Origin of the sequence: Bittarella massiliensis (ex Durand et al. 2017) (genome assembly GCF_017566145.1) — a bacterium.
GTDB classification, from domain to species: domain Bacteria; phylum Bacillota; class Clostridia; order Oscillospirales; family Ruminococcaceae; genus Bittarella; species Bittarella massiliensis_A.
This window is the reverse complement of record NZ_JABFCL010000007.1, coordinates 26196-44054: the sequence shown is the minus strand read 5'-3', so window position 1 is coordinate 44054 and position 17859 is coordinate 26196. Positions and strand designations below refer to the sequence as shown.

Below are 17859 nucleotides of genomic sequence, written 5' to 3'. Positions count from 1 at the left end.
TATGACACCTCCTGATGTTTGATTAGACCCGACGGCGTTTGGGCGGGCGGCAGCCGTTGTGGGGGATGGGGGTCACATCTTTGATCATGTTGACCTCCAGCCCGGCGGACTGCAGGGCCCGGATGGCGGCTTCACGGCCGGAACCGGGGCCTTTGACGAAGACCTCAACGGTCTTCAGGCCATGCTCCATAGCGGCTTTGGCGGCGGTTTCAGCAGCCATCTGCGCGGCGAAGGGGGTGGACTTGCGAGAGCCCTTAAAGCCCAGTCCGCCGGCGGAAGCCCAGGAGATCGCGTTGCCCTGAACGTCGGTGATGGTGATAATGGTGTTGTTGAAGGTGGACTGGATATGTGCAGCGCCGCGCTCGATGTTCTTGCGCTCACGGCGCTTGCGAATGACGGGTTTCTTCTGTGCCATCTGTTACACCCCTCCCTTATTTCTTCTTGTTGGCGATCGTCTTCTTGGGGCCCTTGCAGGTCCGGGCGTTCGTCTTGGTTCTCTGCCCTCTGCAGGGCAGCCCTTTTCTGTGGCGGACGCCGCGGTAGCAGCCGATCTCCACCAGTCTCTTGACGTTGAGCGCCACGTCGCGGCGCAGATCGCCCTCCACGTCAAAGTTTTTGTCGATGTATTCGCGCAGCTTGATCTCGTCGTCCTCGGTCAAGTCCTTGACACGGGTGTCCGGGCTGATGCCCGTGGCGGCGAGAATCTTCTCTGCGGATTTACGGCCGATGCCGTAGATATAGGTCAGACCAATTTCGACTCGCTTCTCTTTCGGCAAGTCAACACCAGCTATACGCGCCATGTGTTCGTTGCACCTCCATTATCTCGGTATGCCAAGCACTTAGCCCTGACGCTGTTTGTGCTTCGGGTTCTTGCAGATTACCATTACGCGGCCCTTGCGTTTAATGACTTTGCATTTTTCGCAAATGGGTTTTACGGAAGGTCTTACTTTCACGATTATTACCTCCTAGTACCCTAGACGTTTCGGTTGCTTATTTCGAGCGCCAGGTGATGCGCCCTTTGGTGAGGTCGTACGGAGACATCTCCACCGTCACCTTGTCCCCAGGCAGAATGCGGATAAAGTTCATCCGCAGCTTTCCGGAGATGTGAGCCAGTATCTTATGCCCGTTTTCCAGTTCCACCTGAAAGGTGGCGTTGGGCAGTGCGTCCACGACAATGCCTTCGACTTCAATGACGTCTTCCTTGGACAAGCGAATACCTCCCTAATCTTCGTGACAGATGGATGTTCCATCGTTGTATCCGGACAAAATGGTCCGGATCTGCCGGTTGGTCGTCTCCGGGCCGAGGGGGATGACCCCCTCTGTCGGCCAGACGTGTCGTACATTCTTCTTCTTTGGGTGTTCGAGCTTTCGCACTTTTCCGTCGGCTATAAAAACGTATCCGTTCGCAGGGGACACGACCACGTAGTACCGCTCTTTGTCGCGGCCGGCAATGCTCTTGACCACACTTCCCTCTCGGATTGTCACCATCTGGTGCACCTCCTAAGGGCGGGTCAGAATCACCGGACCGCTCTCGGTGATCGCAATCGTGTTTTCAAAGTGGGCAGACAGCCCGCCGTCTTTGGTGACGGTGGTCCATCCGTCCCCCAGAACTTCCACCTGATAGCCCTTCTGGTTGACCATGGGCTCGATGGCGATGGTCATGCCGGGAACCAGCCGGGCCCCGTGGCCCGGGCGGCCGTAGTTGGGCACCTCCGGTTCCTCGTGCAGGTCCCGGCCGACGCCGTGACCCACAAATTCCCGCACCACCGAAAAGCCCTGACTCTCGATATACGACTGCACCGCAAAGCCGATGTCGCCGATGCGGTTGCCCGGCACGGCGGCCTCGATGCCCAGTTCCAGCGAACGCCGGGTGGCGTCCATCAGGCGCTGGGCCTCTGGGGAGACTTCCCCCGCGGCAAAGGTGGCGGCGTTGTCGCCGTGAAAGCCCCCAATGAAGGCCCCCACATCCACACTGACGATGTCGCCCGCCTGGATGACCCGTCCGCCGGGAATGCCGTGAATGACTTGGTCGTTGATCGAGATGCAAGCGCTGCCGGGGAATCCACCGTACCCCAAAAAGGACGGTTTGGCCCCGTGGGAGAGGATGAATTTCTTCACCGCCCGGTCGATTTCGCCGGTGGTCACACCGGGTTCGACCATCTCGCCAGCCAGCTGGAGCACCTGCGCCGAGAGGCGGCAGGCCTTCTGCATGGCGGTGAGCTCCCTGGAGTTCTTGAGAACGATCATTCTCTAGACCCCCAGGGCGCGGCGGACCAACTCACTGGTATCCTCTACGCGCTCCTGACCGATGACTGTTTTCAAAACACCCTTCTTCTCGTAGTAGGCGATGAGGGGCTCGGTCAAATCGTGATAGACCTGCAGGCGGTCCTTCACGATGCTTTCCTGGTCATCCTTCCGGATCACCAATTTTCCGCCACACTTGTCACAGACGCCGTCGATCTTGGACGGCTTGTAGTCGGTGTGGTAGGACGCGCCGCAGTCGCCGCAGACGCGCCGGCCGGACATCCGCCGGACGATGGCGTCATCCTCGACCTGGATGTTGACCACCCGGTCGATTCTCACGCCCGCTTCGTCCAGGGCCTCGGCCTGCGCCACTGTGCGGGGGACGCCGTCTAGAACGAATCCGTTTTCACAATCGCTCTGTGCGAGCCGCTCCTTCACGATGCCGATGATCACTTCATCGGGGACCAGGTTGCCCGCATCCATGTAGGACTTGGCCTTCTGGCCCATCTCGGTGCCGTTTTTCACAGCCTCGCGAAGGATGTTGCCGGTGCTGATGGCGGGGATTTTCAGCAGGTCGCAGACCTTTTCGGCCTGGGTGCCTTTGCCCGCGCCGGGAGCGCCCAAAAAGATGAGATTCATAGCTGCCTCCTCTACTCTTGCCCGTTTACTCTAAAAAGCCCTTGTGATGGCGCATCATCATCTGCGCCTCCAGCGACCGGACCACTTCCAGCGAAACGCCCACCACGATGAGGATCGAGGTGCCGCCCAGGGCGATGTTCATCCCGGTGGCCGCGCTGATGCCGATGGGGCAGACAGCGATGACCGCCAGGAAGAGGGCGCCGATGAGGGTCACCTTGGACAGGATCCGGGTGATGAAATCCACAGTCGGTTTGCCCGCGCGAATGCCGGGGATGGTGCCGTTGTTCTTTCTGAGATTGTTGGCGATCTCGAGGGGATTGTACTGGACCGCCACGTAGAAGTAGTTAAATGCCATGATGAGCAAGAAATAGATGATGGCATACGCCAGGGAGTTGTAGTCGAAGATCGACAGGAACTTGCCCCACCAGGTGGAGGCGTCGGTGTCGAAAAACGCCTTGATGGTGCCAGGGATCGAGATGATCGAGCTGGCGAAGATGATGGGCAGCACGCCGGACATGTTCACCTTGATGGGGATGAAGGAGCTCTGCCCGCCGTACATCTTCCGCCCGACCACGCGCTTGGCGTACTGGACGGGAACCCGCCGCTCCGCCTCGGTCATCATGACCACAAAGCCGATGATGACAACGGCCAGCACCAGGATCAGGGGGATGTAGATGTAGAACTTCCACTCGCCCTGTGCCGCCAGCTTGAAGTAGGCGATGATGGCGGAGACCAGCTGCTTGCCGCGGGAGACGATGCCGGCAAAGATGATGAGGGAGATGCCGTTGCCGATGCCTTTTTTGTCGATCTGCTCACCCAGCCAGATAATCAGCATGGCGCCAGCCGTAAAGGCGGTGATGATGACGATGGCCGAGAAGATGCCGGCGAAGCCGCCGGTGTAGAGCAGAGCGCCCTGCCGCTTGAGGAGGAAGTAGTAGGCCACAGAGAGGGCCACTGCCAACCCCAGGGCGGTGTAGCGGGTGATCTTGTTGAGTTTGCGTCTCCCCTCTTCCCCCTCCTTGGACAACCGCTCCAGCGGGGGAATTGCTATGGTGAGCAGGTTGATGATGATGGAGGCGTTGATGTAGGGGGTGATGGAGAGGGCAAAGATGGTGGCGTTGGCAAAGGCGCCACCGGTCAGAATGTCGATGTAGCCCAGCATACTGCCGGTCTGGTTGACCATCGACTGCAGGGAGGAGGGGTCCAAAAAGGGCACGGGCAGAGCCACAGAGCCCAGGCGGACCACCGCAATGACCATGATGGTGTAAAGGATTTTCTTCCTTAAATCCGCGATCTTCCACGCATTCTTAAAGGTTTCAAACACCTTACATCACCTCAGCCTTCCCGCCTGCCTTTTCAATTTTTTCCTTCGCAGAGGAGGAGAATTTGGCCGCTTTCACGGTCAGCTTCTTGGTGAGTTCGCCGTCGCCCAGAACCTTGATGCCGTCCAGTTCTTTCTTGACCAGACCGGCAGCCAGAATGGCTTCGGTGTCAACGACCGCGCCGTCTTCAAACTTCTCTTCCAGGTCGGCCACGTTCACATTGGCGTAAACGGTGGCGAAGTGGTTGTGGAAGCCGCGCTTGGGCAGCCGGCGCTGCAGGGGCATCTGGCCGCCTTCAAATCCGGGGCGGACGCCGCCGCCGGAACGGGCCTTCTGGCCCTTGTGGCCTTTGCCCGCAGTCTTGCCGTTGCCGGAACCGGCGCCTCTGCCCTTGCGCTTGGGCTCTTTGGTGCTGCCGGGAGCCGGAGACAGTTCATGCAGTTTCATTTTGCTTGCACCTCCTTTTTTACGCTTCGGTAACCTCGATCAGATGTGCGATCTTGGCGATTTTTCCCTTGGTGGCCTCGTTGTCGGGCTGGATGGTGACATCGCCAATCTTGCGCAGGCCCAGCGAGTGAGCGGTGGCAATCTGGTTGTCTTTCCGGCCCTGAAAGCCTTTGATCAACTTGATTCTGTAATCAGCCATGGAGCGTGACCCTCCTTAATCCAATACTTCCCGGACGCTCTTGCCGCGGATGGCGGCGACCTGCTTGGCATCCCGCAGGGACTTCAGCCCGTTGATGGTGGCGGTCACCACGTTGCACGGGTTGTTCGAGCGCAGGCATTTGGTGCGGATGTCTTTGATGCCAGCCGCTTCCACGACTGCGCGGACAGCGCCGCCGGCAATAACGCCGGTACCTTTTCCAGCGGGCTTGAGCAGCACTCTGCCGGCACCGAACTCGCCCACGACCTCGTGGGGGATGGTGGTGCCGTACAGGGAGACCTTGATCATGTTTTTCTTGGCCTCTTCGATGCCCTTGCGGATGGCGTCGGGAACCTCAGAAGCTTTGCCCAGCCCGTAGCCGACGGAACCTTTGCCGTCGCCCACAACGACCAGAGCGGAGAATTTGAAAATCCGGCCGCCCTTTACGGTCTTGGACACGCGGTTAATGGAAACAACTTTCTCCTGCAAATCAAGAGCTGTTGCGTCGATTTTAGCCAAAAGTATACCCCCTCACTAAAATTTCAGGCCGCCCTCGCGGGCCCCTTCGGCCAGCGCCTGGACGCGGCCGTGGTAGATGTAACCACCGCGGTCAAACACCACCTCGGTGATGCCCTTTTCGATGGCCTTCTTAGCGATGGCAGCGCCGACCTTCTGGGCGGCTTCTCTGTTGCCACCCTGGCCCTCGAAGTCCTTGTCCATGGAAGAGGCAGCGGCTAACGTCACGCCGTTCTTGTCGTCGATGATCTGCGCGTAAATGTGCTTTGCGGAGCGAAACACATTCAGGCGGGGACGCTCGGGAGTGCCGGCAACCTTGCCGCGCACCCGGCGATGTCTTCTAAGCCGAGCTTCGTTGCTGTCTGGCTTCTTCACCATTATTTGGTCACTCCTTTCCTCTATTTGCCCTTACCGGCCTTGCCCTCTTTGCGGATGATCACTTCGTCCACATACTTGATGCCTTTGCCCTTGTACGGCTCGGGCGGGCGTTTCTCCCGCACTTCGGCGGCGAACTGGCCGACCTTCTGCTTGTCGGGACCGGAGATCACGATTTTGTTGGGGGCGGGGACGTCGATCTTGATGTCCTCGGTCTCCTCGATGATGACCGGATGGGAAAAGCCCAGGGTCAGGTTGGCGCTGGTGCCCTGTTTGGCGGCGCGGTAACCGACGCCGTTGATTTCCAGCTCTTTCTGGAAGCCCTCGGTGACGCCCACGACCATGTTGCTGACCAGCGTGCGGGTCAGGCCGTGGAGGGAGCGGTGCTCCTTGTTGTCAGAGGGGCGGGTCACGGTGATCTCACCGTTCTCCATGGCAATCTTCATGTCGGGGTGGAAGGATTTGGTCAGGGTGCCCTTGGGGCCCTTCACCGTCACGGTGCTGCCCTCGATCTTGACCTCCACGCCGGCGGGGACTGCGATGGGTTTTCTACCAATACGAGACATCTCTACTGCACCCCCTTACCAGACAAATGCCAGGACTTCGCCGCCCACGTTGGCCTTCCGGGCGGCCTTGTCGGTCATAATGCCCTTGGAAGTGGAGACGATGGCAATGCCCAGGCCACCCATGACCTTCGGCATCTCCTCGCAGTTGGCGTAGATGCGCAGGCCGGGTTTCGAGACTCTGCGCAGCCCTGTGATGACTTGCGATTTGTTCTCACCGTACTTCAGGGTGATGCGGATGACCCCCTGCTTGTTGTCATCGATGACGGTGAATTTCTTGATATATCCCTCGTCCACCAAAATCTGGGCCATGGCCTTTTTGATGTTGGAAGCGGGGATGTCGACCGTGTCGTGTTTTGCAGAGTTCGCGTTCCGGATCCGGGTCAGGAAATCTGCAATCGCGTCGGTGATTTGCATACCGTGAACCTCCTTTGGCTGTTTTTTACCAGCTGGCCTTCTTCACACCGGGGATCTCGCCTTTGTAGGCCAGCTCCCGGAAGCAGATGCGGCAGATGCCGAATTTGCGAAGATATGAATGAGGTCTGCCGCAGATTTTGCACCGGTTGTATTCTCTGCTGGAATACTTCTGGGGCCCTTGCTGTTTATTGATCATCGATTTCTTTGCCACAACAGATTCCTCCTTTACTTCGCATAGGGAGCGCCCAGGGCGCTCAACAGCTCGCGGGCCTCCTCATCGGTTTTCGCAGTGGTCACGAACGCGATGTCCATGCCGCGGATCGCATCGATCTTGTCGTAGTCGATCTCCGGGAAAATCAGCTGCTCGGTGATGCCCAGGGAGTAGTTGCCGTGGCCGTCAAAGGAGTTGGGGTTGATTCCGCGGAAGTCGCGCACGCGGGGCAGCGCCACATTGAAGAGGCGGTCGACGAACTCGTACATCCGGTCGCCCCGCAGGGTCACCTTCACGCCGATGTTCATCCCCTCGCGCAGTTTGAAGTTGGCCACCGATTTCTTGGCCTTGCAGACGATGGGCCGCTGGCCGGTGATCTGCATCAAGTCGCTGATGATGGAGTCGATGACCTTCGGGTTGTCGCGCGCTTCCCCGCAGCCCACGTTGATGACGACTTTGTCCAGCTTGGGGATCTGCATGACGCTCTTGTAGGAGAATTTGTTCATCAGAGCCGGCGCGACTTCTTTTTCGTAAAGGTCTTTAATTCTAGCCATGTTGTTTCCTCCTTACTCTAGAAAGTCTCGCCGCAGTGTTTGCACAGCCGCATTTTGCCGTCTTCCAGCACCTTGTGAGCCAGCCGGGTGGGCTTGCCGCACTTGGGGCAGACCAGCATCACCTTGCTGGCGTACAGGGCGCCCTCGGCCTTCACAATGCCGCCGGCCTCGCCCATCTGGCGGGGTTTGACGTGCTTGGTGACCATGTTGCAGCCTTCCACGATGACTTTGCCCTCTTTGGGGCTGACCTGCAGGACCTTGCCCTGCTTGCCCTTGTCCTTGCCGGAGAGGATCACCACGGTATCGCCGGTCTTGACATGCAATTTTTCCATGAGATTTCCTCCTCCTTACAGAACTTCGGGTGCGAGGCTGAGTATTTTCAGGTAGTTTTTCTCACGCAGCTCTCTGGCCACGGGCCCAAAAATACGGGTGCCTCTGGGGTTCTGGTCTTCCTTTATCAGAACTGCCGCGTTCTCATCGAACCGGATGTAGGTGCCGTCCTCGCGGCGAACACCCTTGGCAGAACGAACAATCACAGCTTTGACGACGTCGCCTTTTTTCACGGCGCCGCCGGGAGCGGCCTTCTTCACAGAAGCGACGATCACATCGCCGATGTTGGCATATCTTCTGCGGGAACCGCCCAGCACGCGGATACACATAATCTCTTTGGCGCCGGTGTTGTCGGCCACCTTGAGGTAAGTTTGCATCTGTACCACAGTGCGTTCCTCCTTTCGGTTTTAACAGGTTCTATTTCGCCTTGTTGATGATTCTGACGAGCCTCCACCGTTTGTCCTTCGAGAGGGGGCGTGTTTCCATAATCTCAACAGTGTCGCCAATGCCGCACTCGTTTTTCTCGTCGTGGGCCTTGAACTTGCTGGTGCGCTTGATGATCTTTTTGTACAGGGGGTGCTGGACATTGTCCTCGATGGCGACGACGATGGTCTTATCCATCTTGTCGCTGACGACCTTGCCGACCCTCGATTTTCTCAGGTTTCTTTCGCTCACAGCTCTTGCCTCCCTTTCTCGTTAGTTCGCGCTGTCTTTCAGTTCCCGCTCGCGCAGCAGGGTGTTGACGCGGGCGATGTCCTTTTTCACAGCTTTGATCCGCATGGGATTCTCAAGCTGGTTCACAGCGTGCTGGAAGCGCAGGTTGAAGAGCTCGGCTTTGAGGTCAATCAACTTCGCGTTCAGTTCGTCGGCGCTCATCTCACGGATCTCAGACGCTTTCATTACTCTTCACCCTCCAATTCTTCTTTTTTGACAAACTTGCACTTGATGGGCAGTTTGTGGCTGGCAAGGCGAAGAGCCTCGCGGGCGACATCCTCGGAAACGCCGGCGATCTCAAACATGACCCGGCCGGGTTTCACGACGGCAGCCCAGTACTCGGGGGACCCTTTACCGGAGCCCATGCGGGTCTCGGCGGGTTTCTCGGTGATGGGCTTGTCGGGGAAAATCTTGATCCAGACCTGACCACCGCGCTTGGTGTAACGGGTCATGGCGATACGAGCGGCCTCGATCTGATTGGCGGTGATCCAGGCGGGCTCCAGGGCAACCAGGCCATACTCGCCATAGGTCACCTTGTTTCCGCGGTACGCTTTACCGGTCAGACGACCTCTGTGCACGCGGCGATACTTGACTCTCTTTGGCAAAAGCATTACCGTTTGCCTCCTTCCCTCCGGGTGGTTCTCTTGGCGTCGTGCAGCACTTCGCCTCTGTAAATCCAGGTTTTGACGCCGATCTTGCCGTAGGTGGTGTCCGCCTCGGCAAAGCCGTAGTCGATGTCGGCGCGCAGGGTCTGCAGGGGGATGGTCCCCTCGTGGTACTGCTCGGTGCGGGCGATGTCCGCACCGCCCAGACGGCCGGAGACCTGAATCTTGATGCCCTTGGCGCCCAGGCGCATGGCCCGGCCGATGGCCATCTTCATGGCCCGGCGGAACGAGGTGCGCTTCTCCAGCTGTTTGGCAACGCTCTCGGCCACCAGCTGGGCGTTGACGTCGGGCTGCTTGACCTCGACGATATTGATGTTCACCGGCTTGCCGATGAATTTCTCGATGTTCTTGCGCAGCTTGTCGATCTCGCTGCCGCCCTTGCCGATGACCATGCCAGGCTTGGCGCAGTGGATGTGAATGCGAATCTTGTTGGCAGTTCTCTCGATCTCGATGCGGGGGACGCCGGCGCCGTAAATCTCTTTTTTGATGAATTTACGGAGTTTGTAGTCCTCTACCAGGATATCGCCGAAAGCGTTATCCTTAGCAAACCAGCGGGAGTCCCAGTCTTTGATAATGCCCACCCGAAGACCGTGGGGATTTACTTTCTGGCCCATAGTTTACCTCCTCTTTCAGCTTATTCCTTTTCCTTGAGAACCATCGTCACGTGCGAGGTCCTCTTCAGGACGTGGAATGCTCTGCCCTGTGCTCTCGGGCGAATGCGCTTGAGCGTGGGGCCGGGACAAACAAAGCACTCTGCGACGTAGAGGCTGTTTTTGTCCATGTTGTGGTTGTTCTCAGCGTTAGCCATGGCCGATTTGAGGAGCTTTTGTAAGGGCTCGCTGGCAGACTTCGGGGTGTGCTTCAGAATGGCCATTGCCTTGTCGGCGGGCTGGTTCCGAATCAGGTCCAAAACGATCTGCACTTTTCTCGGCGCAATGCGCAAATGGCGAAGATAAGCTCTTGCTTCCATTTGGAATCCTCCTTTCGACCTTAACCTCTGTTGGATGTTTTGGAACCGGCGTGGCCTTTGTAGGTCCGGGTGGGGGCAAACTCACCGAGTTTGTGCCCAACCATGTCCTCAGTCACATAGACCGGTACGTGTTTGCGGCCGTCGTAGACGGCGAAGGTATGTCCAACGAAATCAGGGAAGATGGTGGAGGATCTGCTCCAGGTCTTCAGGACTTTCTTCTCGCCGGCCTCGTTCATGGCCAAAACCTTCTTCAGCAGGGAAGCCTGTACGAAAGGTCCTTTTTTAACGCTTCTGCCCATTTTCTATTTGCCTCCTTTCGATTACAGACGCCTACTTGGAGTTGGCGCGCTTGACGATGAACTTGTCGGACTGCTTGTGCTTCTTGCGGGTCTTGTGGCCCATGGTGGGCTTGCCCCAAGGAGTCACAGGAGAAGGACGGCCGATGGGGGATTTGCCCTCGCCGCCGCCGTGGGGGTGGTCGCAGGGGTTCATGACCGAACCGCGAACGGTGGGGCGGATGCCCATGTGGCGCTTGCGGCCGGCCTTGCCCAGGTTCACGTTCTCGTGATCCACATTGCCGACCTGGCCGATGGTGGCCATGCAGCTGGCGGGCACGTTGCGCAGCTCTCCGGAGGGGAGGCGGATCAGGGCGTATTTGCCCTCTTTGGCCATCAGCTGGGCGGAGTTGCCGGCGGAGCGCACCAGCTGGGCGCCCTTGCCGGGGTAGAGCTCGATGTTGTGGATGACGGTGCCGTCGGGGATGTTCTGCAGGGGCAGAGCATTGCCCGGCTTGATGTCGGCATCGGGACCGGCGACCACCTTGTCGCCGACTTTCAGGCCGACCGGGGCCAGAATGTAGCGCTTGTCGCCGTCGACAAACTCGACGAGGGCGATGTGGGCGGAGCGGTTGGGATCGTACTCCAGGGTCTTGACGGTCCCCTCCACACCGAAGTTGCTCCGCTTAAAGTCGATGATGCGGTACTTTCTTCTCTGCTTCCCGCCGCGGTGGCGGACGGTGATCCGGCCGTAGCTGTTGCGGCCCGAATGGTTTTTCAGGGGGGCCAGCAGGCTCTTCTCCGGCTCTACTTTGGACAGCTCGGAATAATCGGTGACGGTCATCCCGCGGCGGCCCGGCGTAGTCGGTTTGTATTTCTTAATCGCCATTGGGTTTCACTCTCCTATTATCAGGCTTAGCGGAAGGGGCTTGCCCTCCCATACGTTGCCCCCGGCCTCGGCGGGCCGGGCGGGCGGTTACATCATGTTGTCGAAGAACTCGATCCCCTTGGAATCCTCAGCCAGGGTGACGATGGCCTTTTTCCAGGAAGGGGTGTAACCGGAGTTGCGGCCCATTCTCTTTTCGCGGCCGCGCACGCTGATGGTGTTGACCTTCGCAACCTTCACGCCGAAGAGCTCTTCCACCGCTCTGGCGATCTCCACCTTCTCGGCGTCTTTGGCAACCTTGAAGGTGTATTTCTTCAGCTGCATATTGGCCATGCTGGCCTCGGTGATGACGGGTTTGATGACGATGTCCTGTGCCAGGCGCATTATGCGTACACCTCCTCGAGTTTGGAGACGGCGTCCTGCGCGATGATGAAGGTATCGCAGTTCAGGATGTCGTAGGTATTCAGGGTGTTGATGAGGGCGGTCTTCACGCCGGGGATGTTGGCGGCGCTCTTGATGAGCTTGTCGCACTTTTCAGGCATGACGATCATGGCCTTTTTGCCGGCGCCCAGGGCGCTCAGCATCTCGCTGACGGCTTTGGTCTTAAAGCCCTCCAGCTCGATCTTGTCGACGACCACAACGCTCTCGCTGGCGGCCTTGGCCGACAGGGCAGACTTGAGGGCCAGTCTCTTGACCTTCTTGTTCAGGGAGTAGCTGTAGTCGCGGGGCTTGGGCCCGAAGACGATGCCGCCGTGGGTCCACTGGGGAGCCCGGGTAGAACCCTGGCGGGCCCGGCCGGTGCCCTTCTGTCTCCAGGGCTTGCGGCCGCCGCCGCTGACCTCGGTGCGAGTCAGGGTGGAGTGGGTGCCCTGGCGCTGGTTGGCCAGGTAGTTGACCACAGCCGCGTGCATGACCGCTTCGTTGGGGGCAATACCAAATACGGCGTCGCTCAGAGTGATCTCGGAGACCTCTTTGCCGGCCATATTCATAACTTTGACTTTAGGCATGTGCTTCTCCTCCTTCCACTAGGCTTTGACGCTGTCGGTGATGGCGACCAGGCCGCCGCGGGGGCCGGGGATCGCACCTTTGAGCGCAATGAGGTTATTCTCTGTATCGATCTTGACAATCTCCAGGTTCTGCACAGTGACCGTCTCGGCGCCCATGTGCCCGGGCAGCTTTTTGCCCTTGAAAACCCGCGAAGGGGTGGAGGTGGAACCGTTGGAACCGGCGTGGCGAACCACAGGGCCGGAACCGTGGGACTCCTTTAGGCGGTGGTGGCCATAGCGCTTGATGGTGCCGGCGTACCCCTTGCCCTTGCTTGTCCCCTTTACGTCTACGTGATCGCCCACCTGGAAGACATCGGCTTTGATGATGGCGCCGACCTCCAGATCGCTGCCCTCCAGGGCAAACTCTCTCAGGTGCTTTTTGGGGGCCACGTCAGTTTTGTCAAAATGGCCTTTCATCGGCTTGTTCGTGCTCTTGACAGAGGCGTCTCCAAACCCGATCTGCAGGGCGCAGTAACCGTCATTTTCGGCGGTCTTCTTCTGCACGACCACACAGGGGCCCGCCTCGACAACAGTCACCGGGATGACCTTTCCCGTTTCGTCGAAAAGCTGTGTCATGCCAACTTTTTTCCCGAGAATCGCTTTGTTCATGTTTTTCCCTCCTTCGGTTATTGGTCGGCTTGCGCCGACATGACCTGCTTGCTGGGCAGGAAATCGCGCTTACAGCTTGATCTCGATGTCCACACCAGCAGGGAGTTGCAGGTTCATCAGGCTGTCGACGGTCTTGTTGGAAGGCCGCAGAATGTCGATGAGCCGCTTGTGGGTCCTCCGCTCAAACTGCTCGCGGCTGTCCTTGTACTTGTGGACGGCCCGCAGGATGGTCACGACCTCTTTTTTGGTGGGCAGGGGGATGGGACCGGAGACCCGGGCGCCGGTGCGCTTTGCGGTCTCGATGATCTTCTCCGCCGATTTGTCGACCAAATTGTGATCGTACCCCTTGAGTCTGATGCGAATTTTCTCCTTGACTGCCACTTTAAATCGCCTCCTATTAGAATACATGTTTTGGGGCGGTTTCAAAAACTAAACACTGACCCGGGTGTTTCATGTTGGGCCATAAAAAAACGAATACACTTGACGTGTGCAAGCATATCCGGGAACGGGCATGAAACGCCCTTTCAGCGGCGGGGAATAAGCGCAGCTATCCCCTTCTCGCTGTGTTCAGTATTTACTGTCGCCCGGTTTAAAATCGGACATACTCCACGGAAAAACCCACACAAATGTGTGGCAACCTCCCGCTTCAACGCATATCTTGTGCAGTCACGCTTTATTATAATACACCAGTGCCCAGCCCATTGCAAGGCTTTTTTCAAACTTTTTGGGCAAAAAAGAGATTTTTGGCCCTTCCTTTTGCACCGGTTGGAGAATTTGTTCCAACCTTCGTCCGGCACGTCCTCCTTTCCATCCCTCAACCTCCCTGGCGGCGCTTCCGGCGAATGTCGATAAAGACCACCGCCCAAAACAGGCCAAAGAGGGCTAGAATGTGCCAGGCTTTCATTACCGTGCGCCAAAAGCCTCCCGGCTGCACCCCGCCGGCCAACACCCGTTGCCGGTCCCTCTTGGCCCGGCGGATAAACTCTCCCACATAGCGGTAGCTGGCCCGGGTCTCGCTCAATTCCGTGGCGATGCCCTGTCCCTGCTCGCCGGCGCCCCGCACCTCGCCTTCGGGCCCGATTCCGCAGAGAAAGTTGCTCCCTATATATAGGAAGGTCGTTTTCTCCCAGTCGGCAGCGCCCTCCATCCCGGCGGACTCCTCCCCCAGCAGGTGGACATTCCCGGCGCTATCCACCGCCACCGTGTTCTTCATTCCGGTGGCCACATAGATGATCTGGCGCAGGGAGGACACCTCGCACTGACCGAAGGTGTTGTCCCCGGCGCTGACCAGGGTGCCATCTCTGCGCAGGGCGATGGAGTGGTTGTAGGCCGCCGAAACAGCCACCACCCCCGTCTCTCCGTTGATGCTGCGCTGGCCAAACTCGTTGGCCCCGGCCGCCAACACCCGACCGTCGTCGGTGACCGCCAGCAGGTGACCCCGCCCGGCCGAAAGGGTCTTCACCCCCTGCCACTGCTCTGCCCGCAGGAGCTGGTCCTCGTAAAGCCCCTCGCTCACCTGCAGCAGCTGTACCGTCCCATCCTTGAGAAGGGCTGCCACAAAGGTGCCCCCCACAGCGATCTGCTCAACCCTTCCCCGGGGGGTAAAGGCAGTCTCTCCGTCGGGGGTAAAGAGGGCCACCGAGCCGTCGGCGTAGAGGAGGCCCACCCGGTCGCGAAACTGATCGAACTGGATGACATTTTTCTGCCGTTTGAGAGAGGCGGCCAGCCCCTCCGGACAGCCGGAGGAAACCGAGAGGGTGTTGTCGCTCCCCAGCACCACCAGGTAGTCCCGCCCGCCGTTGATGGGGGAGGTGTAGGGGGTGACCTGCGCCTTGTCAGCCGCCAGCGCCGGGCCGGGGAGGCAGAGGGCCAGGGAGAGCGCCATGAGAAGGGAGAGCGCCCGCCGCCAAAGGGAGCCCCTTTTGCCGTTTTGCACCATCGACCTTGCCCCCTATCTGCTGGGCCCTGCGGCCCAACTGCCTTTTTTTGATGTCCCCATTATAGTGTGCCGCAGCCCTGCCGTCAAATCGGGTGGCAACCCCTGCCCTAAAAAAGCAGAGGGACGTCCGCCGCATTTCTGCAGCAGACGCCCTCTGTTTCCGGCGAGCCCTTAGATATGGGACTCGATGTATTTCACGATGTCGCCGACTTCCTTGATGTTCTCCACCTCTTCGTCGGGGATCTCGATGTCAAATTCCTCTTCCAGGCTCATTACCAGGTCGACCACATCCAGAGAGTCGGCCTCCAAATCCTCCATGATGTTGGCCTCCATGGTGACCTTCTCTTCCTCCACGTCCAGCTGGTCGCACAGGATCTCTTTGACTTTTTCGAATACCATATCATTTTCCTCCTATAAGAAAATACTAGTCTGCAAGATTGCAAAACATCGCCGCCAAAGGGGGTGGCGATTGCCTACATACTTGTATACACGTTTTGACAGCGGCTGTCAATGGGTATTTGGAAAAAGGATGAAAAATCATTGCTTTTCTCCACCCCACCGGCAGATTGCTTTCCCGGCCGCCCCCTTTGGCCCAGAATTCAAAAAATTTTCATCTTCCCCTGCCCTCCTCGCCCCTCAATTTGTGGTATAATAGCCGCAAAACGGCTATTATACCACAGGTGGCCAGGCAGATGTGCAAGCGCTGTTTGCTCCCTGCCCCATGGCCAATACCACGGCGCGCTCCGCACTTGTGGTATCACGGCCGCACGCGGCCATGGTGTCGAGAGGCCGGTCAGGGCGCTGTGCCCCCGCTTCCCGCCCCCATCCTGCCGCATACGACTGACATTTGGAGGAGCCTATGAAACAGGGCAAGATATTTGGTCTGATTGGAGAGAAGCTGGGCCACTCCCTCTCCGGCCAGATTCACAGCCGCCTCTTCGCCGCGCTGGGCGCAGAGGCCCATTACGACCTCATCGAAATTCCCCGAGGGGAGTTTGCCGACACCTTCCCCCGGCTATTGACCGAGTACGACGGTCTCAACGTCACCATCCCCTACAAGCGGGCGGTCCTCCCCTACCTGGAGTCCCTCGCCCCGGAGGCGGCCGAGTACGGCGCGGTCAACACCATCGACTGCGTCGCCCGCACCGGGTACAACACCGACGTGACCGGCTTCCTCCGCTCCCTGGGGGAGCGGGCCGAGTCCCTTGCCGGGGACGTGTTGCTGCTGGGGGCTGGCGGCGCGGCGCGGATGATGGCCAAAGAGGCACTGCGGCGCTGCCGCTCCCTGACGGTGGCGGTGCGCGACCCCGGCAGCGAAAACGCCGCCTCCCTGTGCCAGGAGTTGGCGGGGGCGGCGCGATTTGTCCCCCTGGGGCAGATCGAGGGCCGGTATGACGCCCTGCTCAATGCCACCCCGGTGGGGATGTGGCCCGGGGTCGAGGGCTGCCCGGTGGACGAGCTGGTCATCGCCCGCTGCGGCTTTGTCTTTGACGCCATCTACAACCCCGCCGAGACCCGGCTGCTGCGGGCCGCCCGCGCCCTGGGCATCCCCGCCCTGGGGGGGATGGGGATGCTGGTCTTGCAGGCCGCCGCCGCCCAGGAAATTTGGCTGGGGCAGCCGGTGGACGGCGATCTGACCAACCGGTTGATCCGGTCGCTGGAGGGGACGAGCCATGCGGGATAACTACGCCCTGGTGGGCTTTATGGGCTGCGGCAAGACCACCGTGGGGCGGGAGTTGGCCAAGCGGCTGCAGTGCCCTTTCTGGGACCTGGACGCCGCCATCGCCCAGGGAGAGCGCAAGACCATTCCCGAGATCTTTGCCCAGCAGGGAGAGGCGGGCTTTCGGGAGCTGGAACACGCCTACCTAAAACGGGCCGCCGGGCGGCGGGGGGTCCTCTCCTGCGGCGGGGGGCTGGCCCTCTTCCCCCGCAACCGGGAGGTGTTGCAGAGCCACTTCACCACCGTCTTTCTGGACTGCGACTTTGAGGCCTGCTACCAGCGCATCCGCTCCTCCTCCCGCCCTCTGGTGCAGGAAAAGAGCGAGGCCGAGGTGCGGGCCCTCTTTGAAAGCCGCTATCCCATCTACCAGGCCTGTTGCGACCTGCAGGTCAACGCGGCCCACTCCCCCTTTATGGTGGTGCAGGAAATCCTCAAGGCGCGCCGGCGCCACCGCTAGATCGGCCGAGAAAGGAAGCGCTTCAAGACGTGATCGACTTTTCCATCTGGCAGGACCCCGAGACGGGGGAGCCCCTCGCCTTTAACCGGGCCCGCCGCGGCTTTGAAAACCCCAACACCGGCCAGCTTTACCCTGCCGACAGCCGGGGGATCCTCCACTTTTGCGAGGGAGAGGCCGGTTCTGATATCGCCGGCAGCCGCCTTTATGAAAGGGGGCGAGCCCTCTACCGCGCCCTCTGCGGCGGCGGACGGAAGGCCCGAAACGATTTTCTGCAGTACCTGCACATCCGCCCCGGCGACCGGGTGCTGGAGGTCTCGGTGGGCGTTGGGGCCAACATCCGCTGCCTCCCCCCGGAGGCCGACTACTACGGTATTGAACGGTCGGCAGAGTGGCTGGACCAGTGCTTTTTGCAAAAGCGAAAGCACCGTCTCCCCCTCCACCTCTGCCAGGGGCGCGCCGAGTGCCTCCCCTTTCGGGAGGGGAGCTTTGACGCGGTCTTTTGCGCGGGTGGCAGCGATCTCTTCTCCGACTGCGAGGCCGCCATCCGGGAGATGGTGCGGGTCGCCCGCCCCGGCGCCCCCCTCCTCCTTGCCGGCAAGACCGCGCAGGTGTCTCACCGCCGGCGCCTGCCCTTTCAGGAGCGGGAGGAGATCGTCCCCCCGGTAGATCTCCTCCCTTCAAATGTCACCGCTGTGGCCCTGGCCGACGTCCGCTGCGGTGGTCTCTACTGTCTGACCTTCTGCAAAGCCTTCTAGGCCCGCAGA

Annotated in this window: 34 protein-coding genes; 3 read left to right on the top strand and 31 right to left on the bottom strand. The window is 59.6% G+C overall.

Translation table 11 applies throughout. The annotated features are described in order from the left end of the window. Nucleotides 1-22: 22 nt before the first annotated feature. The 31 genes from rpsK to acpP all read right to left on the bottom strand — a co-directional run bounded on the left by rpsK (nucleotide 23) and on the right by acpP (nucleotide 15317). Nucleotides 23-415, bottom strand: coding sequence for a 30S ribosomal protein S11 (gene rpsK, locus HJY11_RS08610; RefSeq protein ID WP_021659702.1), 393 nt, complete (start codon nucleotides 413-415; stop codon nucleotides 23-25). A 16-nt stretch (nucleotides 416-431) separates the two neighbouring features. After that, nucleotides 432-800 carry a 30S ribosomal protein S13 gene (gene rpsM / locus HJY11_RS08605; RefSeq protein WP_021659701.1) on the bottom strand — a complete coding sequence of 123 codons (369 nt, stop codon included), beginning with the start codon at nucleotides 798-800 and terminating at the stop codon, nucleotides 432-434. A gap of 39 nt (nucleotides 801-839) precedes the next feature. Continuing rightward, nucleotides 840-953 (bottom strand): 50S ribosomal protein L36, encoded by a 114-nt coding sequence (gene rpmJ, locus HJY11_RS08600; protein WP_073261210.1) that lies wholly within the window; start codon nucleotides 951-953, stop codon nucleotides 840-842. A 37-nt stretch (nucleotides 954-990) separates the two neighbouring features. Further along, a complete protein-coding gene (infA, locus tag HJY11_RS08595) occupies nucleotides 991-1209 on the bottom strand; it encodes a translation initiation factor IF-1 (protein ID WP_021659699.1) in 219 nt (72 codons plus the stop codon). A 12-nt stretch (nucleotides 1210-1221) separates the two neighbouring features. After that, nucleotides 1222-1488, bottom strand: a complete 267-nt coding sequence (locus tag HJY11_RS08590) for a KOW domain-containing RNA-binding protein (protein WP_208075564.1) — start codon at nucleotides 1486-1488, stop codon at nucleotides 1222-1224. Nucleotides 1489-1500: 12 nt separating this feature from the next. Then, nucleotides 1501-2247: a type I methionyl aminopeptidase gene (map, locus tag HJY11_RS08585; protein WP_208075563.1), complete on the bottom strand. Its 747-nt coding sequence runs from the start codon at nucleotides 2245-2247 to the stop codon at nucleotides 1501-1503. A gap of 3 nt (nucleotides 2248-2250) precedes the next feature. Further along, the gene (locus tag HJY11_RS08580) at nucleotides 2251-2883 is read right to left on the bottom strand and encodes an adenylate kinase (RefSeq protein WP_208075562.1); all 633 of its coding nucleotides are present in this window, start codon (nucleotides 2881-2883) and stop codon (nucleotides 2251-2253) included. A gap of 25 nt (nucleotides 2884-2908) precedes the next feature. After that, nucleotides 2909-4207 (bottom strand): preprotein translocase subunit SecY, encoded by a 1299-nt coding sequence (gene secY / locus HJY11_RS08575; RefSeq protein ID WP_021659695.1) that lies wholly within the window; start codon nucleotides 4205-4207, stop codon nucleotides 2909-2911. A gap of 1 nt (nucleotide 4208) precedes the next feature. Then, on the bottom strand, nucleotides 4209-4652 hold the full coding sequence (gene rplO / locus HJY11_RS08570; RefSeq protein ID WP_208075561.1) for a 50S ribosomal protein L15: 444 nt from the start codon (nucleotides 4650-4652) through the stop codon (nucleotides 4209-4211). 19 nt (nucleotides 4653-4671) lie between these two features. Next, nucleotides 4672-4851, bottom strand: a complete 180-nt coding sequence (gene rpmD / locus HJY11_RS08565) for a 50S ribosomal protein L30 (protein ID WP_208075560.1) — start codon at nucleotides 4849-4851, stop codon at nucleotides 4672-4674. 15 nt (nucleotides 4852-4866) lie between these two features. Then, nucleotides 4867-5367 carry a 30S ribosomal protein S5 gene (rpsE, locus tag HJY11_RS08560; RefSeq protein WP_021659692.1) on the bottom strand — a complete coding sequence of 167 codons (501 nt, stop codon included), beginning with the start codon at nucleotides 5365-5367 and terminating at the stop codon, nucleotides 4867-4869. A gap of 15 nt (nucleotides 5368-5382) precedes the next feature. Beyond that, a complete protein-coding gene (gene rplR, locus HJY11_RS08555; protein ID WP_208075559.1) occupies nucleotides 5383-5742 on the bottom strand; it encodes a 50S ribosomal protein L18 in 360 nt (119 codons plus the stop codon). A 20-nt stretch (nucleotides 5743-5762) separates the two neighbouring features. Further along, entirely contained in the window at nucleotides 5763-6305 is a 543-nt protein-coding gene (gene rplF, locus HJY11_RS08550) for a 50S ribosomal protein L6 (protein ID WP_208075558.1), read from the bottom strand. 15 nt (nucleotides 6306-6320) lie between these two features. Next, nucleotides 6321-6719 (bottom strand): 30S ribosomal protein S8, encoded by a 399-nt coding sequence (rpsH, locus tag HJY11_RS08545; protein WP_021659689.1) that lies wholly within the window; start codon nucleotides 6717-6719, stop codon nucleotides 6321-6323. A gap of 25 nt (nucleotides 6720-6744) precedes the next feature. After that, nucleotides 6745-6930 (bottom strand): type Z 30S ribosomal protein S14, encoded by a 186-nt coding sequence (locus HJY11_RS08540; RefSeq protein ID WP_044992686.1) that lies wholly within the window; start codon nucleotides 6928-6930, stop codon nucleotides 6745-6747. Between the two features lie 14 nt (nucleotides 6931-6944). After that, nucleotides 6945-7484 (bottom strand): 50S ribosomal protein L5, encoded by a 540-nt coding sequence (rplE, locus tag HJY11_RS08535; protein ID WP_185915772.1) that lies wholly within the window; start codon nucleotides 7482-7484, stop codon nucleotides 6945-6947. 17 nt (nucleotides 7485-7501) lie between these two features. Next, nucleotides 7502-7816, bottom strand: a complete 315-nt coding sequence (gene rplX, locus HJY11_RS08530; protein ID WP_021659686.1) for a 50S ribosomal protein L24 — start codon at nucleotides 7814-7816, stop codon at nucleotides 7502-7504. A 15-nt stretch (nucleotides 7817-7831) separates the two neighbouring features. After that, entirely contained in the window at nucleotides 7832-8191 is a 360-nt protein-coding gene (rplN, locus tag HJY11_RS08525) for a 50S ribosomal protein L14 (RefSeq protein WP_243764363.1), read from the bottom strand. A gap of 40 nt (nucleotides 8192-8231) precedes the next feature. Then, nucleotides 8232-8489 carry a 30S ribosomal protein S17 gene (gene rpsQ / locus HJY11_RS08520; RefSeq protein WP_059004310.1) on the bottom strand — a complete coding sequence of 86 codons (258 nt, stop codon included), beginning with the start codon at nucleotides 8487-8489 and terminating at the stop codon, nucleotides 8232-8234. A 21-nt stretch (nucleotides 8490-8510) separates the two neighbouring features. Beyond that, nucleotides 8511-8714, bottom strand: a complete 204-nt coding sequence (gene rpmC, locus HJY11_RS08515; protein ID WP_021659683.1) for a 50S ribosomal protein L29 — start codon at nucleotides 8712-8714, stop codon at nucleotides 8511-8513. Next, nucleotides 8714-9139: a 50S ribosomal protein L16 gene (gene rplP, locus HJY11_RS08510; RefSeq protein ID WP_208075556.1), complete on the bottom strand. Its 426-nt coding sequence runs from the start codon at nucleotides 9137-9139 to the stop codon at nucleotides 8714-8716. The genes rpmC and rplP overlap by 1 nt, the downstream gene beginning before the upstream one ends. After that, nucleotides 9139-9807 (bottom strand): 30S ribosomal protein S3, encoded by a 669-nt coding sequence (gene rpsC / locus HJY11_RS08505; RefSeq protein WP_021659681.1) that lies wholly within the window; start codon nucleotides 9805-9807, stop codon nucleotides 9139-9141. Before rpsC ends, rplP begins: the two co-directional genes overlap by 1 nt. 20 nt (nucleotides 9808-9827) lie before the next feature. Further along, on the bottom strand, nucleotides 9828-10163 hold the full coding sequence (rplV, locus tag HJY11_RS08500) for a 50S ribosomal protein L22 (RefSeq protein WP_021659680.1): 336 nt from the start codon (nucleotides 10161-10163) through the stop codon (nucleotides 9828-9830). A 20-nt stretch (nucleotides 10164-10183) separates the two neighbouring features. Next, nucleotides 10184-10462 (bottom strand): 30S ribosomal protein S19, encoded by a 279-nt coding sequence (gene rpsS / locus HJY11_RS08495; RefSeq protein WP_021659679.1) that lies wholly within the window; start codon nucleotides 10460-10462, stop codon nucleotides 10184-10186. A gap of 31 nt (nucleotides 10463-10493) precedes the next feature. After that, a complete protein-coding gene (rplB, locus tag HJY11_RS08490; RefSeq protein WP_208075555.1) occupies nucleotides 10494-11327 on the bottom strand; it encodes a 50S ribosomal protein L2 in 834 nt (277 codons plus the stop codon). A gap of 87 nt (nucleotides 11328-11414) precedes the next feature. After that, on the bottom strand, nucleotides 11415-11708 hold the full coding sequence (gene rplW, locus HJY11_RS08485) for a 50S ribosomal protein L23 (RefSeq protein WP_021659677.1): 294 nt from the start codon (nucleotides 11706-11708) through the stop codon (nucleotides 11415-11417). Further along, nucleotides 11708-12331: a 50S ribosomal protein L4 gene (gene rplD, locus HJY11_RS08480; protein ID WP_208075554.1), complete on the bottom strand. Its 624-nt coding sequence runs from the start codon at nucleotides 12329-12331 to the stop codon at nucleotides 11708-11710. Before rplD ends, rplW begins: the two co-directional genes overlap by 1 nt. A gap of 18 nt (nucleotides 12332-12349) precedes the next feature. Then, the gene (gene rplC, locus HJY11_RS08475) at nucleotides 12350-12979 is read right to left on the bottom strand and encodes a 50S ribosomal protein L3 (RefSeq protein WP_208075553.1); all 630 of its coding nucleotides are present in this window, start codon (nucleotides 12977-12979) and stop codon (nucleotides 12350-12352) included. 69 nt (nucleotides 12980-13048) lie between these two features. Beyond that, the gene (gene rpsJ / locus HJY11_RS08470; protein WP_044992681.1) at nucleotides 13049-13360 is read right to left on the bottom strand and encodes a 30S ribosomal protein S10; all 312 of its coding nucleotides are present in this window, start codon (nucleotides 13358-13360) and stop codon (nucleotides 13049-13051) included. Nucleotides 13361-13793: 433 nt separating this feature from the next. Next, nucleotides 13794-14918, bottom strand: coding sequence for a hypothetical protein (locus tag HJY11_RS08465; RefSeq protein ID WP_208075552.1), 1125 nt, complete (start codon nucleotides 14916-14918; stop codon nucleotides 13794-13796). Nucleotides 14919-15089: 171 nt separating this feature from the next. After that, nucleotides 15090-15317, bottom strand: a complete 228-nt coding sequence (acpP, locus tag HJY11_RS08460) for an acyl carrier protein (protein ID WP_021659671.1) — start codon at nucleotides 15315-15317, stop codon at nucleotides 15090-15092. A gap of 460 nt (nucleotides 15318-15777) precedes the next feature. Here acpP and HJY11_RS08455 point away from each other — a divergent pair, with 460 nt between their 5' ends. Genes HJY11_RS08455 through HJY11_RS08445 form a run of 3 tightly spaced genes read left to right on the top strand, consistent with a single transcriptional unit; the run spans nucleotide 15778 to nucleotide 17850 of the window. Then, a complete protein-coding gene (locus HJY11_RS08455) occupies nucleotides 15778-16602 on the top strand; it encodes a shikimate dehydrogenase family protein (RefSeq protein WP_208075551.1) in 825 nt (274 codons plus the stop codon). Next, nucleotides 16592-17095 carry a shikimate kinase gene (locus tag HJY11_RS08450; protein WP_208075550.1) on the top strand — a complete coding sequence of 168 codons (504 nt, stop codon included), beginning with the start codon at nucleotides 16592-16594 and terminating at the stop codon, nucleotides 17093-17095. The genes HJY11_RS08455 and HJY11_RS08450 overlap by 11 nt, the downstream gene beginning before the upstream one ends. Nucleotides 17096-17124: 29 nt before the next feature. Then, nucleotides 17125-17850, top strand: a complete 726-nt coding sequence (locus HJY11_RS08445; RefSeq protein WP_208075549.1) for a class I SAM-dependent methyltransferase — start codon at nucleotides 17125-17127, stop codon at nucleotides 17848-17850. The last annotated feature ends 9 nt before the right edge of the window (nucleotides 17851-17859 follow it).

Coding starts and splice junctions, on each gene's coding strand:
- rpsK (WP_021659702.1), bottom strand. CDS start 415: ATGGCACAGAAGAAACCCGTCATTCGCAAGCGCCGTGAGCGCAAGAAC.
- rpsM (WP_021659701.1), bottom strand. CDS start 800: ATGGCGCGTATAGCTGGTGTTGACTTGCCGAAAGAGAAGCGAGTCGAA.
- HJY11_RS08590 (WP_208075564.1), bottom strand. CDS start 1,488: ATGGTGACAATCCGAGAGGGAAGTGTGGTCAAGAGCATTGCCGGCCGC.
- map (WP_208075563.1), bottom strand. CDS start 2,247: ATGATCGTTCTCAAGAACTCCAGGGAGCTCACCGCCATGCAGAAGGCC.
- HJY11_RS08580 (WP_208075562.1), bottom strand. CDS start 2,883: ATGAATCTCATCTTTTTGGGCGCTCCCGGCGCGGGCAAAGGCACCCAG.
- rplO (WP_208075561.1), bottom strand. CDS start 4,652: ATGAAACTGCATGAACTGTCTCCGGCTCCCGGCAGCACCAAAGAGCCC.
- rpmD (WP_208075560.1), bottom strand. CDS start 4,851: ATGGCTGATTACAGAATCAAGTTGATCAAAGGCTTTCAGGGCCGGAAA.
- rplR (WP_208075559.1), bottom strand. CDS start 5,742: ATGGTGAAGAAGCCAGACAGCAACGAAGCTCGGCTTAGAAGACATCGC.
- rplF (WP_208075558.1), bottom strand. CDS start 6,305: ATGTCTCGTATTGGTAGAAAACCCATCGCAGTCCCCGCCGGCGTGGAG.
- rpsH (WP_021659689.1), bottom strand. CDS start 6,719: ATGCAAATCACCGACGCGATTGCAGATTTCCTGACCCGGATCCGGAAC.
- rplE (WP_185915772.1), bottom strand. CDS start 7,484: ATGGCTAGAATTAAAGACCTTTACGAAAAAGAAGTCGCGCCGGCTCTG.
- rplX (WP_021659686.1), bottom strand. CDS start 7,816: ATGGAAAAATTGCATGTCAAGACCGGCGATACCGTGGTGATCCTCTCC.
- rplN (WP_243764363.1), bottom strand. CDS start 8,191: ATGCAAACTTACCTCAAGGTGGCCGACAACACCGGCGCCAAAGAGATT.
- rpmC (WP_021659683.1), bottom strand. CDS start 8,714: ATGAAAGCGTCTGAGATCCGTGAGATGAGCGCCGACGAACTGAACGCG.
- rplP (WP_208075556.1), bottom strand. CDS start 9,139: ATGCTTTTGCCAAAGAGAGTCAAGTATCGCCGCGTGCACAGAGGTCGT.
- rpsC (WP_021659681.1), bottom strand. CDS start 9,807: ATGGGCCAGAAAGTAAATCCCCACGGTCTTCGGGTGGGCATTATCAAA.
- rplV (WP_021659680.1), bottom strand. CDS start 10,163: ATGGAAGCAAGAGCTTATCTTCGCCATTTGCGCATTGCGCCGAGAAAA.
- rpsS (WP_021659679.1), bottom strand. CDS start 10,462: ATGGGCAGAAGCGTTAAAAAAGGACCTTTCGTACAGGCTTCCCTGCTG.
- rplB (WP_208075555.1), bottom strand. CDS start 11,327: ATGGCGATTAAGAAATACAAACCGACTACGCCGGGCCGCCGCGGGATG.
- rplW (WP_021659677.1), bottom strand. CDS start 11,708: ATGCGCCTGGCACAGGACATCGTCATCAAACCCGTCATCACCGAGGCC.
- rplD (WP_208075554.1), bottom strand. CDS start 12,331: ATGCCTAAAGTCAAAGTTATGAATATGGCCGGCAAAGAGGTCTCCGAG.
- rplC (WP_208075553.1), bottom strand. CDS start 12,979: ATGAACAAAGCGATTCTCGGGAAAAAAGTTGGCATGACACAGCTTTTC.
- HJY11_RS08465 (WP_208075552.1), bottom strand. CDS start 14,918: ATGGTGCAAAACGGCAAAAGGGGCTCCCTTTGGCGGCGGGCGCTCTCC.
- acpP (WP_021659671.1), bottom strand. CDS start 15,317: ATGGTATTCGAAAAAGTCAAAGAGATCCTGTGCGACCAGCTGGACGTG.
- HJY11_RS08455 (WP_208075551.1), top strand. CDS start 15,778: ATGAAACAGGGCAAGATATTTGGTCTGATTGGAGAGAAGCTGGGCCAC.
- HJY11_RS08450 (WP_208075550.1), top strand. CDS start 16,592: ATGCGGGATAACTACGCCCTGGTGGGCTTTATGGGCTGCGGCAAGACC.